Source organism: Xenorhabdus vietnamensis (genome assembly GCF_002127535.1).
Classification (GTDB): Bacteria; Pseudomonadota; Gammaproteobacteria; order Enterobacterales; family Enterobacteriaceae; genus Xenorhabdus; species Xenorhabdus vietnamensis.
This window is the reverse complement of record NZ_MUBJ01000022.1, coordinates 16373-30117: the sequence shown is the minus strand read 5'-3', so window position 1 is coordinate 30117 and position 13745 is coordinate 16373. Positions and strand designations below refer to the sequence as shown.

The 13745-nt window shown below is 39.4% G+C and carries 16 protein-coding genes; 12 read left to right on the top strand and 4 right to left on the bottom strand.

What is annotated here, in order from left to right; all coding sequences use genetic code 11:
- The first annotated feature begins 103 nt into the window (after positions 1 to 103).
- The 6 genes from Xvie_RS16155 (at position 104) to Xvie_RS16130 (ending at position 4195) form a co-directional block, all read left to right on the top strand.
- Entirely contained in the window at positions 104 to 421 is a 318-nt protein-coding gene (locus Xvie_RS16155; protein WP_086110214.1) for a phage tail assembly protein, read from the top strand.
- Between the two features lie 14 nt (positions 422 to 435).
- Positions 436 to 555, top strand: coding sequence for a GpE family phage tail protein (locus Xvie_RS16150; RefSeq protein WP_208612602.1), 120 nt, complete (start codon positions 436 to 438; stop codon positions 553 to 555).
- Positions 548 to 2206: a phage tail protein gene (locus Xvie_RS16145; RefSeq protein ID WP_086110212.1), complete on the top strand. Its 1659-nt coding sequence runs from the start codon at positions 548 to 550 to the stop codon at positions 2204 to 2206. Before Xvie_RS16150 ends, Xvie_RS16145 begins: the two co-directional genes overlap by 8 nt.
- Positions 2203 to 2664 carry a phage tail protein gene (locus Xvie_RS16140; RefSeq protein ID WP_086110211.1) on the top strand — a complete coding sequence of 154 codons (462 nt, stop codon included), beginning with the start codon at positions 2203 to 2205 and terminating at the stop codon, positions 2662 to 2664. The genes Xvie_RS16145 and Xvie_RS16140 overlap by 4 nt, the downstream gene beginning before the upstream one ends.
- Entirely contained in the window at positions 2661 to 3881 is a 1221-nt protein-coding gene (locus Xvie_RS16135) for a phage late control D family protein (RefSeq protein WP_086110210.1), read from the top strand. The genes Xvie_RS16140 and Xvie_RS16135 overlap by 4 nt, the downstream gene beginning before the upstream one ends.
- Before the next feature lie 77 nt (positions 3882 to 3958).
- Positions 3959 to 4195 (top strand): ogr/Delta-like zinc finger family protein, encoded by a 237-nt coding sequence (locus Xvie_RS16130; protein ID WP_086110209.1) that lies wholly within the window; start codon positions 3959 to 3961, stop codon positions 4193 to 4195.
- Positions 4196 to 4335: 140 nt separating this feature from the next.
- On the opposite strand, the gene Xvie_RS16125 is transcribed toward Xvie_RS16130, so the two are convergent.
- Positions 4336 to 4560: an HP1242/YdcH family protein gene (locus tag Xvie_RS16125; protein ID WP_086110208.1), complete on the bottom strand. Its 225-nt coding sequence runs from the start codon at positions 4558 to 4560 to the stop codon at positions 4336 to 4338.
- A gap of 269 nt (positions 4561 to 4829) precedes the next feature.
- Here Xvie_RS16125 and eco point away from each other — a divergent pair, with 269 nt between their 5' ends.
- Together eco and aqpZ are read left to right on the top strand one after the other, a co-directional pair.
- Positions 4830 to 5306: a serine protease inhibitor ecotin gene (gene eco / locus Xvie_RS16120; protein WP_086110207.1), complete on the top strand. Its 477-nt coding sequence runs from the start codon at positions 4830 to 4832 to the stop codon at positions 5304 to 5306.
- A 296-nt stretch (positions 5307 to 5602) separates the two neighbouring features.
- The gene (aqpZ, locus tag Xvie_RS16115; RefSeq protein ID WP_086110206.1) at positions 5603 to 6310 is read left to right on the top strand and encodes an aquaporin Z; all 708 of its coding nucleotides are present in this window, start codon (positions 5603 to 5605) and stop codon (positions 6308 to 6310) included.
- 557 nt (positions 6311 to 6867) lie between these two features.
- On the opposite strand, the gene Xvie_RS16110 is transcribed toward aqpZ, so the two are convergent.
- The gene (locus Xvie_RS16110; protein WP_086110205.1) at positions 6868 to 8088 is read right to left on the bottom strand and encodes an MFS transporter; all 1221 of its coding nucleotides are present in this window, start codon (positions 8086 to 8088) and stop codon (positions 6868 to 6870) included.
- Between the two features lie 112 nt (positions 8089 to 8200).
- Here Xvie_RS16110 and Xvie_RS16105 point away from each other — a divergent pair, with 112 nt between their 5' ends.
- Positions 8201 to 8794, top strand: a complete 594-nt coding sequence (locus Xvie_RS16105) for a TetR/AcrR family transcriptional regulator (RefSeq protein ID WP_244175688.1) — start codon at positions 8201 to 8203, stop codon at positions 8792 to 8794.
- Positions 8795 to 8851: 57 nt separating this feature from the next.
- Here the strand turns inward: Xvie_RS16105 and Xvie_RS25855 are convergent, their stop codons facing one another.
- Entirely contained in the window at positions 8852 to 9010 is a 159-nt protein-coding gene (locus Xvie_RS25855) for an ATP-dependent Clp protease proteolytic subunit (protein WP_167376290.1), read from the bottom strand.
- Between the two features lie 678 nt (positions 9011 to 9688).
- On the opposite strand from Xvie_RS25855, the gene pvcA reads away from it, so the two are divergent.
- Genes pvcA through Xvie_RS16085 form a run of 3 tightly spaced genes read left to right on the top strand, consistent with a single transcriptional unit; the run spans position 9689 to position 12927 of the window.
- Positions 9689 to 10711 (top strand): L-tyrosine isonitrile synthase, encoded by a 1023-nt coding sequence (pvcA, locus tag Xvie_RS16095; protein ID WP_086110202.1) that lies wholly within the window; start codon positions 9689 to 9691, stop codon positions 10709 to 10711.
- 35 nt (positions 10712 to 10746) lie between these two features.
- Positions 10747 to 11619, top strand: coding sequence for a tyrosine isonitrile desaturase/decarboxylase (gene pvcB, locus Xvie_RS16090; RefSeq protein WP_086110201.1), 873 nt, complete (start codon positions 10747 to 10749; stop codon positions 11617 to 11619).
- A 30-nt stretch (positions 11620 to 11649) separates the two neighbouring features.
- Positions 11650 to 12927 carry a rhabduscin glycosyltransferase gene (locus tag Xvie_RS16085; protein WP_086110200.1) on the top strand — a complete coding sequence of 426 codons (1278 nt, stop codon included), beginning with the start codon at positions 11650 to 11652 and terminating at the stop codon, positions 12925 to 12927.
- Between the two features lie 199 nt (positions 12928 to 13126).
- Here the strand turns inward: Xvie_RS16085 and Xvie_RS16080 are convergent, their stop codons facing one another.
- Positions 13127 to 13723 carry a YceI family protein gene (locus tag Xvie_RS16080; protein WP_086110264.1) on the bottom strand — a complete coding sequence of 199 codons (597 nt, stop codon included), beginning with the start codon at positions 13721 to 13723 and terminating at the stop codon, positions 13127 to 13129.
- Positions 13724 to 13745 lie beyond the last annotated feature (22 nt).

Below are 13745 nucleotides of genomic sequence, written 5' to 3'. Positions count from 1 at the left end.
CTTCTTTTAGCAATTAACTTTTTTAAAACTTATTTCCTGTCTCATCAGTTTATTAATCGTGCCTGTTGAGACAGGTCTCTAATCAGATAAACAAGGTTGAACCATGACAGAAACACTGAATACTCAAAATGACGATCTGCGCATCATTGAATTGGAAGCACCACTGGCGCGAGGCAACGGCGAAATCACGGAAGTGATGGTACGCAAACCTAACAGTGGCGCGCTGCGCGGTGCACGTTTACAGGCACTGCTGGAAATGGATGTGGATTCTATGCTGCTTGTCCTGCCGCGTGTTACCACCCCTGCATTGACCAAAAATGACCTGATAATGATGTCACCTGGTGATCTGATTAATCTCAGTGTGGAGGTGGTCAATTTTTTGTTACCGAAGTCGGTCAAGTCCGATTCCCAGAACGATTAACCGTTGATGAATTGGTGGCAGATATCGCCACCGTTTTTCACTGGACTCCGGCAGACACAGATAAAATGTCACTTCCGGAACTATTGGACTGGCGACATCGGGCCATTTTAAGAAGTGGTGCAGAAAATGAGTAATATACAGTCGCAGCTAGATAAGGTACTGAGTACCGTTAGCAAATTGACCAATTCCTTTAAATCTTTTCAACGGCATCAGAAAAAGCTGTCGGATACAGTAGATAAAATCCATAACCAGTTTAAAAAGCTTAATAAGACCATTGAGCACTTAAAACCTATAGTCAGATATGCGCAGGAAACTGCGCGTATGCGTTCTGATTTTAAAACCTATTATCAATCTATCAAGCAATACTTGTTTGCTCGGGATAGCACCCCCAAAATAATACAGTCAGAGGCAGTCTCTCAAGCGGGTAATATTATTTACGCTACTCAAAACGTGATACAAAAAAATATATCAAACAAGAAATTCGAACTGAATCTAAGTTTTGGTGGAGACGATGATTCACTTGATCTAAAAAGAATATGGGATGCACTCAAGAAGATATTTAAAGGAATTAAGACTGTTTTAAAAGGTCTTGGTTCTGTCTTTATGTGGCTTTTACGAATAGTGGAAGAAGTCCTTCTAACTATCGGGCGCTTATTCTTGAGAATACCTATTCTGTCTGTAATAACAGCAATTGCTATTGCTGCTATTTATATTTGGAAGAACTGGGATACTTTGAAAGAAAAACTTCTTGTTCTTTGGAAAAAGATAAAAAACACATTCTCTAACGCTTGGCAAGGGATAAAAGATCTTGTTGATCGTGCATGGGAAGGAATTAAAGGTAAAATTGGTAACGTCTGGGAGCAGGTAAAACAAAAGACGTTTAGTGTTTGGGATAATATCAAATCTTACTTGTCTCAAAAATGGAATGCGATAAGTCAGTATATTTCTATTGTTTGGGAAGGTATTAAGGCTAAGCTAAGTAATATCTGGGAACCGGTAAAACAGTATGCATTAGATGCCTGGAGTAATATTCAAACCTATCTTTCTGAGAAATGGGAAGGTATTAAACAAAGTGTTTTTCAGGTATGGGAAAATATAAAAAACATAATCAGTAGTGCTTGGGGATCAGTGAAACTTAGCGCTACGAAATATTGGGTAAGTATTAAATCTTCCTTACTTGAAAAGTGGGAGTTACTTAAGAAAAGCGTTGTTGAAAAATGGGAATCATTGAAAGGTAAGTTTTCTAAGATAACTGATCTGTTTAAATTTTGGAAATCAGATAATGAGGAAATAACCCAAAAAGTTAAAGTAGTGCAGGAAATAACAAGTAGTAATGGTACCCATATTATACAGACAGCTAATCTTCCTGCTCGTGATAAAGGTGGTCCGCTCTCCGTTGGAGAATGGGGCATTGTGGGTGAATATGGCCCTGAAATAATGAATGGCCCAGCCAATGTTACCAGCCGGAAAAATACCGCGAAACTCGCTGTTCTGGGGTTTGCTGTCAGCTCAATGTCGCTGCCTGCTGTGGCTCAGGATGCACCATTACACGCACAAAGTTTACCTGCTCATATTTATGAGGCCGTTCAGGCGAAGAGGGAGCGGAGTCAGCCACAGCAATATAGTGGCGTAGTACCGCAATATAACATCTATGTCTATGGCTCTCAGGGACAATCCACGCAGGATATCGCCCGTATGGTTAGACAGGAACTGGAACAACGGGAACGTATGCAGCAAGCCCGTATGCGTAGCTCACTTTCTGATAGAGGAGAAGATTTCTCATGATGGCTGCACTTGGTTTATTTGTTTTTATGTTGAAAACAACTCCATACCAACGTTTTCAATATAAACAAAGTTGGCGTCATACCTTCAATAGCCGCGTGGGAGCGCGGCCTGCATGGCAGTTTATCGGTTCAGATAACGATACGATCACGCTATCGGGGGAACTTTATCCTGAGTTGACAGGTGGTTCTCTTTCACTGACTGCATTGAAATTAATGGCAGATAGTGGCAAGGCGTGGTCTTTTATTGATGGAAATGGTGCGATTTACGGCATGTTCGTTATCGAAAGCATTGATGAGACAAAAATGGAATTTATGTCAGGTGGTGCCGCCAGAAAAATCAGTTTTATGCTGACTTTGCGGCGCGTTGACAATAATTTGTTTGAAATGTTGGGAGACTTGCAGGATCAGTTTTCTGGTTTCAAGGATGTTGTTGATAAAGTTAAGGGGGTATTCTCATGATCGATTTTGAAAAATGGATACCTAACACGGATTGGGTTCCCCAATTTGATTTGGTTACCGGAAAAACCAGTAAGCCCGCTTTTCGTCTGGAAATCAACAATAAAGATATCAGTGGGAAGATTCAATCACGTTTAATATCGTTAACGTTGACGGATAATCGTGGCTTGGAATCTGACCAGCTCGATATTGAGTTGGATGATGCTGATGGCATGCTGAGTTTGCCTCGTCGAGGCGATATTCTTACATTGGAACTGGGGTGGGATGACCACCCCTTAACTTCGAAGGGAAAATTTGTTGTTGATGAAATTGAACATGTTGGTGCACCAGATCGGCTGACTATTCGTGCCCGCAGTACGGATTTTCGTGGTGATCTGAATGTGAAACGCGAATTCTCTTATCATAAACAGACGTTAGAAAACATTGTGAGTACGATTGCCACGAGAAACCAACTGAAATTTAAAATCAGTGAGGAATTAAAAGGCATCTCCATGCACATCGATCAGACTAACGAATCTGACGTGAGTTTCCTGACTCGTATAGCAAAACAAGAAGGGGCAATTGCTTCCGTCAAAAATGGTGAGTTGTTGTTTGTTCGACAAGGACAGAATAAAACGGCGAGTGGTCAGGATATTCCGCCTGTGCTGATTATTCGCCAATCTGGGGATAATCACCGTTTTTCTTTGTCTGATCGTGAAGCCTATACCAGCGTCGTTGCTCAGTGGCAGGATACTCGCATAGCCACTAAACAGACGGTTAAATTAAAACGGGTAGAGTCAAAGAGCGGAAAAGTTGAAATTATCGTCGAATATAGAAGCAGCGAGAGTAAATCATTAGGTAAGAATGCTTATCAAAAAGACAAAAATAAAACAACAACGGCACAGCAAGAATCCGCAAGTTATTTGACCGGCACTCAGGAGAATGTTCTGACGCTTTCCCGCATTTATTCTAATAAGGAAAATGCAGAGCGTGCGGCCAAAGCTGTTTGGGAAAAAGTGCAGCGGGGGGCAGCGCAGTTCTCTATCACATTGGCGAAAGGGCGTGCAGATGTCTATCCTGAAACACCCATCCAGCTAAAGGATTTTAAGCCGGAGATTGATGGAATTCATTGGACACTGGTGAAGGTAACTCACAATCTCAATGACAGTGGTTTTACAACATCATTGGATCTCGAAATCAAAATTGATGATGTTGAGATCAAAACTGAAATACCAAAATAAATTCTTGATCTCAATGTGAGATCTTTGATATATTGTTCACCAGACGAGATGATGTTATTTCAAGAAAGGTGAACAATATGATTAAGTGTCCTCTGTGTGCTCAGTCAGCGCATACTCGTAGTAGCTTTGAGCATTCAAGCCAGACAAAGGAGCGCTATAACCAATGTCAGAACATCAATTGTGGAGCAACGTTCGTCAGTCATGAAACCTTTGTGCGCTTCATTTCCAAACCAGGTGAAGTCCAGAATGTCACACCACATCCAAAGGCAAAAGCCAAGAGACAACCTCGCCAGAAGGCGGTTGCTGTACAATAAATAACAAAAAACCATTGTTCCAGTTTTTGCCACCGTTATGGTGGCTTTTTGTTGGTGTTGAGTTCAATTAGGTTCTCTGATCGAGAACCTTGACGACGCCCACTTATCAACAAAGTAGGCGTTAAAAGCATCTGATGGGGTTATTTGTGATTCTGAGATTCTTCCTGCAAAATTCTTTGCATTTCATCTTTGATGTGTAGTTTTTCTTTTTTCAGACGTACAACTTTATCGCTGTAACCTGTTCCATTTGGGCCTTCAAGTTGGATTATCTCGTGGTTAAGTCGGTTATGTTTTTCAAACAGGGATTGGAAACGGGGGTGAGATTCTTTCAGGTTGGATACTAAATCACGATATTCTGGAAACATGAGACCTCCTAGACGAAATTTACTACTACACACTAACAAGTGTAGCAGCTCATTGTAATATCAGATTTGAGAGATATCACATAAAAAAGAACTGGTAATACCTGTTTATCCGGTTTCTTATTAATAAAATTTACTGTTTATTTTGAGTGAGTCGATTTAGTCTTATCTAATGCCGATAAAAATCAGTGTGTTGCTAAAAAACATAATTTACCCAAATCTTTTTATTGTTATTATTCAATCTCCTTTTTAAATATATTCAGAGGTGATATATGAAAAAATATCTATTTCCTTTAGTGGCGTTGATGGTATCGACTTCTGTTTTTGCTGATAAAAAACTTGAAGATATCGCTCCTTATCCTGCGGCTTCTGAGAAAATGGCTCGTAGTGTAATTGAGCTACCTCAACAAGAAGATGAAAACAACTACATGGTTGAGTTGATGATTGGCAAGGATATGAAAGTGGATTGTAATCACCACTGGTTTGGCGGTAAGTTGACGACAAAAACGCTGGAAGGATGGGGTTTTGATTATTATGAGCTAAGTAATGTTAGCGGCCCCGCGTCAACAAAAATGGCATGTCCAGGACAAAAGGAAACCATGCGTTTTGTTCAGGTTCAATTAGGTAAAGATGCTCTGATTCGTTACAACAGCAAATTACCTATTGTGGTATATATGCCAAAAACAATGACCGTAAAATATCGTATTTGGCAAGCCTCGGATGAGGTAGAGAAAGCGGTCATTAAATAAATTATTGATTAGGTAAATCAACAACCTGAGTTTTTCATATTAAACTCAGGTTGTTCTATTAACGAGTTTATGCTTTTTTATATTGAATCCTAAAAAATAAAAAAATATTTCTTCGCTGCTTATTATTAAGTTAACAATAAAACAATCTATAGTTAACTTATATACTGTAATTCACATTGGTGAAGTTTCCCTTTCTTTATTTCCTGACAATGATTCCTTGCCCATATTTAAAAATACTAACTAAACTGTTTTTGGATTCTTTTGCATTCATGCAAATATCATTGAGGAATCGTAGAATGTTTAGAAAATTATCGGCAGAGTTCTTTGGTACTTTTTGGTTGGTGTTTGGTGGATGCGGTAGCGCTGTTTTAGCGGCGGCATTTCCACAGCTGGGGATTGGTTTTCTGGGGGTATCTCTGGCTTTTGGTTTAACAGTGGTAACGATGGCCTATGCTGTGGGGCATATTTCAGGAGGGCATTTTAATCCGGCGGTAACATTGGGGCTGTTTGCAGGCGGGCGTATTTCTGCTAAAGATGTTATTCCTTACATCATTGCCCAAGTAATCGGAGGAATTGCGGCAGCAGCGATACTTTATCTTATCGCTAGTGGTAAAAGCGGTTTTGATGCAACGTCAAGTGGTTTTGCATCTAATGGCTATGGGGAACATTCTCCCGGCGGCTTTTCATTACAAGCTGCAATTATTATTGAATTAGTATTAACTGCATTTTTCTTGATTGTCATTCTTGGTGCAACAGATAGAAATGCACCGACAGGTTTTGCGCCATTAGTCATCGGTTTAACATTGACACTTATTCATTTAATTAGCATTCCAGTAACAAATACATCGGTTAACCCGGCAAGAAGTACAGCGGTTGCTATTTTTCAGGGAACATGGGCTTTGGAGCAGCTTTGGGTATTCTGGTTGATCCCATTAATTGGTGGTGCTATTGGTGGATTAATATATCGTTCACTATTACAAAAAGATGATTTATCCGTTAATTAATGTTTCCTTTATTTTGAAAAGCCATGTTATAGCATGGCTTTTTTTACCCTTGTTTATGGTAAATTTATTCACACTTCAATATTTTTAAAAGAAAAATATAATATGGAAAAGAGGGAAATATTTGGTTGCAACGGATAAGAGAAAAATTGATATCCATTTCGTACATAGTGAATTAACGCAATTGTTTTGGGCACGCGGTATAGAGTTTGAAAGAGTTAAAATTGCAATAGAAAACAGTATATATTTTGCATTATTTCACTGTGATAAATAAATTGGCTTTGTAAGATTAATAACTGATTTTGCAACATCCGGTTATTCTTTATGTACAACACGTGACGCTGGTGACTTCTACAGCGGGGTGGCTTTATGAGAAACTTGGTTTTTCACCCGTTGTAGATCCGGATTTTGTATGGACATTAGACAAAAAGAAAATATCTAAAACACCTTAATAAACGATAAAAACTCAGGCGATTATTATTATATGCATAATACCGCCTGATTTTTTATATCGTATCATTAGGAATAAAAATAAATAACTGTTTTGAGAATAAACATCATTATTTATTAGCGGTATTATTTTCTCTATATAAAGTGAGAATATCTGGAAGCAAAGTTATCAAGCCAGTCAGAGCCATAAATACCCCAACCCATAATGGTGCTTGTAGTCCCCAGCCTAAATTAAGACAAAATCCACCAAGGAAAGAGCCAATGACAATACCAAGAGTAATCACGGAGGAATGAATAGTATTAACCAGTGGACGACCGTTAGCTGCTCGCATAACTCGAGTTACCATCGCTGGATTCATAGTAACTCCAACTAATCCGATACCGATTATAGATAAGGCTGCAAGTAACTTTTTATCTGTAAACAAGCCAAATAGCAGAAGAAACAGGGTAAGAGAAATCAAGCCAATAGCTAATATTATGGTTGAATGCTGATCCGCTAGCTTACCAACCACGGCATTGCCTATAATTGTGGCAGCGCCATAAAGGATGAGTAAAGTTGCGATCATGCCATCGTTATAGCCAGTTACTTCTTTTAAGATTGGTATGAAATAAGTAAATGCGGCAAAAGTTGCACCAATAATCAGCAGACTGGTGGAAAAAACATACCATAATTTTAGATTCTTTAATCCTCTCAATTCCGCCCGTAAGCTAGTGGTGGCAAATTTTGGGATTGAGGGAAGGTAAAATATACTGATAATACTCGCTATTGCTGCCAATATACTGATTGTCCAAAAACTCTCTCGCCAACCGACATATGTGCCTATCAAATTAGCCATGGGTAATCCTAAGATCGTTCCTAACATAATGCCGGAAAGCACAATTGAAATTGCCCATCCTCGATGTTTTTCTTCTGCGATTTCCACACAGATTGCCAGTGTAACGCCAAAGAAAGCTCCCGAAACAGCTCCAGTGGTGATCCTTGCGGCCATCAGCATAAGATATGAATTTGCAAGTGCTCCAACGACTTCACCGATAATGAAAATCATATATAGGATAATTAATGCTCTTTTAGGTGGTGTTTTTAATAATCCCATGGCTAGAAGTGGTCCTCCAAACGCCATAGCTAGCGCATATAAAGAAACAAGATAACCAATTTGAGAAATGGATACACCCAGATCGTATGCCATAATTGGCACCATTCCCGTTACTTGAAATTCACTGGTTACCATGGCAAAGATGCCGATTGTCAGTATATAGATAGCTAGGGGAAGAGATTTATGTTTTGCCGTAGTGCGGCAATGATTAGCAATATTGGGTCGTGGATTTTCCATATTATCGTCCTTTATTGAATATTTTTGTAGTGATGATTACAAAATTATCTGACTTGCGAAAATGGATCAAGGTATTTATGTTATAGTCACTACAGAAATGACGAGGGGATATATGATGGCACAACGAGGACGCCCTTTGAGCTTTGACCGTGATATGGCACTTCAACAGGCAATGGAGTTGTTTTGGGCCAAGGGTTATGAAGGTACACAACTTGTTGATCTCACGGCTGCGATGAATATCAATCCACCGAGCTTTTATTCGGCGTTCGGTAGTAAGAAAAAAGCCTTTTATGCGGCGGTTGAACTTTATATTAATACTGTCGGGGCTAAAGTGATGGATAGTCTTAATCAAGCTGGCAGTGTCAGGGAAGGAGTACGAGCAATGTTAGAGTGCTCTGTTGATGTTGCTACCTCAAACCGGGTAGGTGGATGTTTGCTGATTCTGGGCATAGTTAACAATTCACAAGAAAATGAGGATGTTTATGCTCATCTTAAAACTGTGCGTAAAAATACATTAACATTGATTTATCGTCGGATAGAAAAAGGTATAGAGGATGGCGAATTATCCAATCAGACCGATGCTGGAAAATTGGCTGCCTATTTTCTTGGGATTATGCAGGCAATTTCATTTCAGGCACGTGATGGAGCCTCAAAAGATGAGCTTATGGGTTTGATTGAACCTGCGATAGCGGCAATATCCTCTTGAATAAATTAATGTCAAACAATATTGCAATCCAATAAAAATGAGTTCGAAGAGGATTCATTAGGATCTCTGCAATTCATTCCAATGGTTGATGATCTGTCTAACAATGCCATAATCACGGGACTCTTCTGATTCCATCCAGTAATTGCAATCAGTATCTTTTGCTACTTTATCAAGAGATTGACTGGTTGCTTTGCTGATCAGTTGGTGGATTATCAAACGGGTCTCTGGCAATGAGTAATAAATTTAATCATGTCTGCTGGGTATAGCCTGCTCCAATGTGCCCGTCTTGATTATTTATAAGTATTTTTATTGGATCATGACTTATTTATTGCAAAATTGACAGTTATTTCATTATTTTTTCAACGAATTTCTAGTTAATTTCCTATGTGATAATAATGAACTGTAATTTAATGAGCTAATTCCGAGTATATGAAGTTGTTGTCATGTTTTTTTCGTGTTTATTTGTAAATTCGTCATACATTATTTTTCATCCTGTAATAAATTATGTTAGATATCTAAATAATATAGCTTATAAAAAATAATTCTTTCTAAAAGATCTGAATTTCATTTGTCTTTTTTAACATCATCAAAAAAATTGAATTATTTTTTTAAAAAATTTAATTTTTTTATGAAATTATAATGTTATATATTTATGTGCAGGATTTATATGGTTATGTAATACGTATAACAAAATAAGATAAAATAAAGAAACCTCAATATATTTATATTTTGGTTTGGTTGTATATTATGAATTTTCTTCTATGACTTTTTTAGAGGTTTTTGTTTATCTATATTCAAAAGCATGTGGGCTGATTTTTATATACAAAAAATATTCACATATTGCCAATTGCATTAATTAGCTTCGATGTAAATGTAATAAATTAGGAATGAATTATGGAACGTTTTGACATAGACAAATTGTCTAACAAGATTCTAAATGAATTATTGCAATACCGACGTCGTTTTCCTGAGTCTGAACATTCACTTCAATATGAAGAGAAAATGGTTTCAGAGGTTCAGCTGCCACGTATTCGTGCGTTTGTGGAACAAGGGAAGCCTATTGAATGTATTTTACCTGCCTTTCCGACAAAATCACCAAATCCTAGAAAAGTATTGGGTAAGACGCCTGATATGGCAGAAAAGCTATCACTGATTTTCCTAAACTCCCTTTGTCAGCGTATTCAGCTTTATTATCCACCTGGAGCAAATATTGTTATTTGTTCTGATGGGCATGTTTTTAGTGATCTTATTCATGTTGATGATGACACAATTACCCACTACCAATTAGAAATTGAAAAGCTGCTGCATGAACTGGGCGCGACTCATCTTTCAGTTTTTAATCTTGGTAACGTTGAATCACTGACTCAATATACCAGTGATTATGATCAACTGCGTGAATTATTGGTCAACCGTTATGCATCTTCAGTTGAGGAGATCAAAGAAACACTCAAAGAAAGCGAAGAAGGGGTTCAGTTATATCGGGCAATTACTCGTTTTCTTTATGAAGATAGTTTATTGCCAGAATACACTGGTTCGAAAAATGCGTTACAAAAGGATGCACGCCAGCGCTCTGTCGGGGTTATCCAACGTAGCTGGGCTTGGGGTAATTTGCTGGCGGAGCAGTTCCCATTGGCGATCCGTCTTTCTATTCATCCACAACCCGTGGACAGTATCAAAATTGGTATTCATATGATGCCGACCAGAGATGATTGGTTGACGCCGTGGCACGGTGTGGCAGCCAATATTAATGGTCAGTTTGTGTTGATGAAAAGTGATGAAGTGAAAAAGATGAATGGAAAGCTAATCGAAATTCGGGGTATTCCAAGTCATTACGTGATTGAAACATTATCAGAAGAAAAACTGTTTGAAGCAAACTCGCAAACAGAATTCCAGACGACGGCAGCACAAGCAAAATAACCAAGTGGTATAGCGCATTTTTGAGGGAAAAAATCATGAATACATATGAACTTGATTGTCATATTGAGTTAGTGAAACCTTTCGGAGTATTTATTACACCCAAGCATCCTGATCAGGATATTACCACACTGTCAGTTGATGCCTTGCGTGAATTGGCTCGTACTCACCTGCTGGTTGTATTGCGTGGCTTTCGCTCCGGCTTTACGGATAAAGAAAAATTGACGGAATACTCCAGCCGCTGGGGAGAAATCATGATGTGGCCATTTGGTACGGTATTGGATGTCATGGAGCAGCCCGATCCGTCTGACCATGTTCTGGACAGTGGTAATTTGCCATTGCACTGGGATGGAATGTACAGAGAGACGATCCCTGAATTTCAGATATTTCATTGTGTTGCCGCGCCTGAAGCTGCTCAGGGAGGGCGTACTACGTTTGTCAACACTGAACAGTTGATTACTGAGGCTAGTGATGATGAACGTAATACATGGAAAAATACCACTATTACTTATCGCACAAGCAGAGTGACGCACTATGGTGGCGAAGTTGTTTCACCGTTGGTTTGTCTGCATCCCGACGGTAAAAAATGGGTGATGCGTTACAATGAACCGATGGGAAAAGAAGATACGAAGTATGCTGATCACCACTCTTTGAAGATAGACGGAATATCACAGGAAGAGCAACAGACACTTGAGGAAACACTGTATAACCGGTTGTATGATCCGCGTTATTTTTATGCTCATCAATGGCAGTCTGGTGACATCGCGATTTGCGATAACTTTACTTTATTACATGGGCGTGAGGCTTTTATTTCCCGTTCACCTCGCCATATTCAGCGGGTTCATATCCATGGCACGCCTGTGTGTGAAAATCACAGTTTTCACACTATTTCTGTTTCCAGCTCTGATTGAGTAGAAGTTGTTTTAACGGAGTTTTGATTGATGTCTCGAATTGTTTTGGCTGCTGTTGCAACCCCTGGTCACGTTTTTCCAATGTTTACTATTGCAGAGCATTTGATAGAACAGGGACATGAAGTCACGATATTCAGTGGCTCCCTTTTTCAACAACAAACGGAAGTATTGGGAGCCACTTTTGCGCCTTTTGATAAGCAAGTAGATGCTGATTATCGTTGTCTGGAAAAATATTTTCCTGAACGGGCAGAGCTTCCACCGGGAAATGCCCAGATGGCGTTGGCATTAAGACAGTTTTTTGCTGCACCTATTCCTGTGTTGTCGAAGCAGTTAATGCAAGTGATCGAAGGGGGACAAGCTGATCTCCTGATTATCGACAATACCTTTTATGCAGCGTTGCCGCTATTGCAGAAACCGGCTAATGAACGTATTCCTGTTATTGCTATTGGAGTTACTCCGTTATCGTGGTCATCAAGGGATACCATATTCTGGGGACCTAGAATTCCAACTGAATTATTGCCTGCTGATTTAACGCGTGAGCAACTAGTGGATGAGGAGACGCATAAATTAGTCAAACAAGTCAGGGAAGCATTTAATCAGTCTCTTGCTGTAGTGGATTGCCCACCATTGGTTGGGGACCATAACGATGTTTTGATGAGCGGAGTTGATCGTTTCTTGCAACTGGCAACACAATCATTTGAATTTTCACGTGATGATTTACCTGAAACGGTGGATTTTATCGGATCTCTGCCAGTGAAAGTGAAAGATGATAAAACGCAAATCAGTTGGCCGGATGAAAGCCTGCCGTTGGTTTTGGTGACTCAGGGAACACTGGCTAATGTTGATTTTGGCCAATTGATATTGCCGACATTGCGTGCGTTGGCAACGTTGCCGGTTCGGGTATTGGCGATTACAGGCGGCCGCTCTATCGATGCTTTGGAAGAGGAAATTCCAGAGAATGCCAGAGTGGTAGAGTATCTCAATTTTGAACACTGGCTTCCTCGCGCATCAATTTTTATTACCAATGGAGGCTATGGTTCGCTGAATTCAGCCATTCGTCATGGTGTACCTTTGGTGGTCGCGGGAACAGGAGATGGTAAATTAGAAGCTGTCGCTCGTGTTATCTGGTCACGTTGTGGTATCAGCCTGCATACTGATACACCGAGTGAACAGCAATTATATAAAGCAGTGACAAGGATATTATCTTCCCCGACATGGCGCCAGCAAGCACAGATCATTAAGGCAGATTATGATTCACATAATGCTTTGGCATCAATAACGCGTCACGTTAACGAATTGATTGCCTAATTACGGAAGTAATATCATTTCTATCTGGCAGATTTGGAATTGCAGAACAGTTAACAAATTAGTTATTCAACAGGTAGAGATGATAGAAAGCTATAAAGATGGACGATCATGAAAATAAAACGCGGCATGGTTTTTTGCCGCGTTTTTTTACTAAAAAGTAATCGCCTAAATTAATATTAAAACGTTATTTGGAGGAAGATCAGGCTTTTTCCCGTATCCCTTCAACAGAAATGAATAGCTCGACTTCCTGAGATTTTGGCCCTAAATCACTTTTAATATTAAAATCTTTCAATTTGATTTTTCCATTGGCTTCAAAGCCTGCACGATACCCGCCCCATGGATCTTTGCCTTCTCCCATTAATTTGGCGTTTAAGGTTACAGGATTAGTGACACCATTTAGCGTTAGATCGCCGATAATAGTGTAATTTCCCCCTGTTTTCTTGATTTTGGTTGAAGAGAATTTAGCTTCTGGATATTTTGTTGTATTCAAAAAATCAGTACCGCGTAGATGCTTGTCACGCTCAGCATGGTTGGTATCGACACTATTTGTTTTAATAATGACACTGACTTTATCTATAGCGGGGTTTTGTGCATCGAACGTGAAGTTGCCGTCAAATTTCTTAAAGCCACCGTAAAGCCAGCTCATACCCAAATGTTGGATACGAAATTCAATAAAGGCGTGTTGACCAGCCGTGTCAAATTTATAGTTAGCAGCCATCGCTGAGCCAGTACCCATCAATAAAATACCAGTGGTCAGGCCGATTATTGACTTCTTAAGTAATTTCTTTTTAAACATTGCCTTTTCAAATATGGTCTTG

Excerpts from the sequence above, each read along its gene's own strand:
- Xvie_RS16135 (WP_086110210.1), top strand. The coding sequence starts at position 2,661 with ATGATCGATTTTGAAAAATGGATACCTAACACGGATTGGGTTCCCCAA.
- Xvie_RS16130 (WP_086110209.1), top strand. The coding sequence starts at position 3,959 with ATGATTAAGTGTCCTCTGTGTGCTCAGTCAGCGCATACTCGTAGTAGC.
- Xvie_RS16110 (WP_086110205.1), bottom strand. The coding sequence starts at position 8,088 with ATGGAAAATCCACGACCCAATATTGCTAATCATTGCCGCACTACGGCA.
- pvcA (WP_086110202.1), top strand. The coding sequence starts at position 9,689 with ATGGAACGTTTTGACATAGACAAATTGTCTAACAAGATTCTAAATGAA.
- aqpZ (WP_086110206.1), top strand. The coding sequence starts at position 5,603 with ATGTTTAGAAAATTATCGGCAGAGTTCTTTGGTACTTTTTGGTTGGTG.
- Xvie_RS16080 (WP_086110264.1), bottom strand. The coding sequence starts at position 13,723 with ATGTTTAAAAAGAAATTACTTAAGAAGTCAATAATCGGCCTGACCACT.
- Xvie_RS16155 (WP_086110214.1), top strand. The coding sequence starts at position 104 with ATGACAGAAACACTGAATACTCAAAATGACGATCTGCGCATCATTGAA.
- pvcB (WP_086110201.1), top strand. The coding sequence starts at position 10,747 with ATGAATACATATGAACTTGATTGTCATATTGAGTTAGTGAAACCTTTC.
- Xvie_RS16125 (WP_086110208.1), bottom strand. The coding sequence starts at position 4,560 with ATGTTTCCAGAATATCGTGATTTAGTATCCAACCTGAAAGAATCTCAC.
- Xvie_RS16140 (WP_086110211.1), top strand. The coding sequence starts at position 2,203 with ATGATGGCTGCACTTGGTTTATTTGTTTTTATGTTGAAAACAACTCCA.
- Xvie_RS16105 (WP_244175688.1), top strand. The coding sequence starts at position 8,201 with ATGATGGCACAACGAGGACGCCCTTTGAGCTTTGACCGTGATATGGCA.
- Xvie_RS16145 (WP_086110212.1), top strand. The coding sequence starts at position 548 with ATGAGTAATATACAGTCGCAGCTAGATAAGGTACTGAGTACCGTTAGC.
- eco (WP_086110207.1), top strand. The coding sequence starts at position 4,830 with ATGAAAAAATATCTATTTCCTTTAGTGGCGTTGATGGTATCGACTTCT.
- Xvie_RS16085 (WP_086110200.1), top strand. The coding sequence starts at position 11,650 with ATGTCTCGAATTGTTTTGGCTGCTGTTGCAACCCCTGGTCACGTTTTT.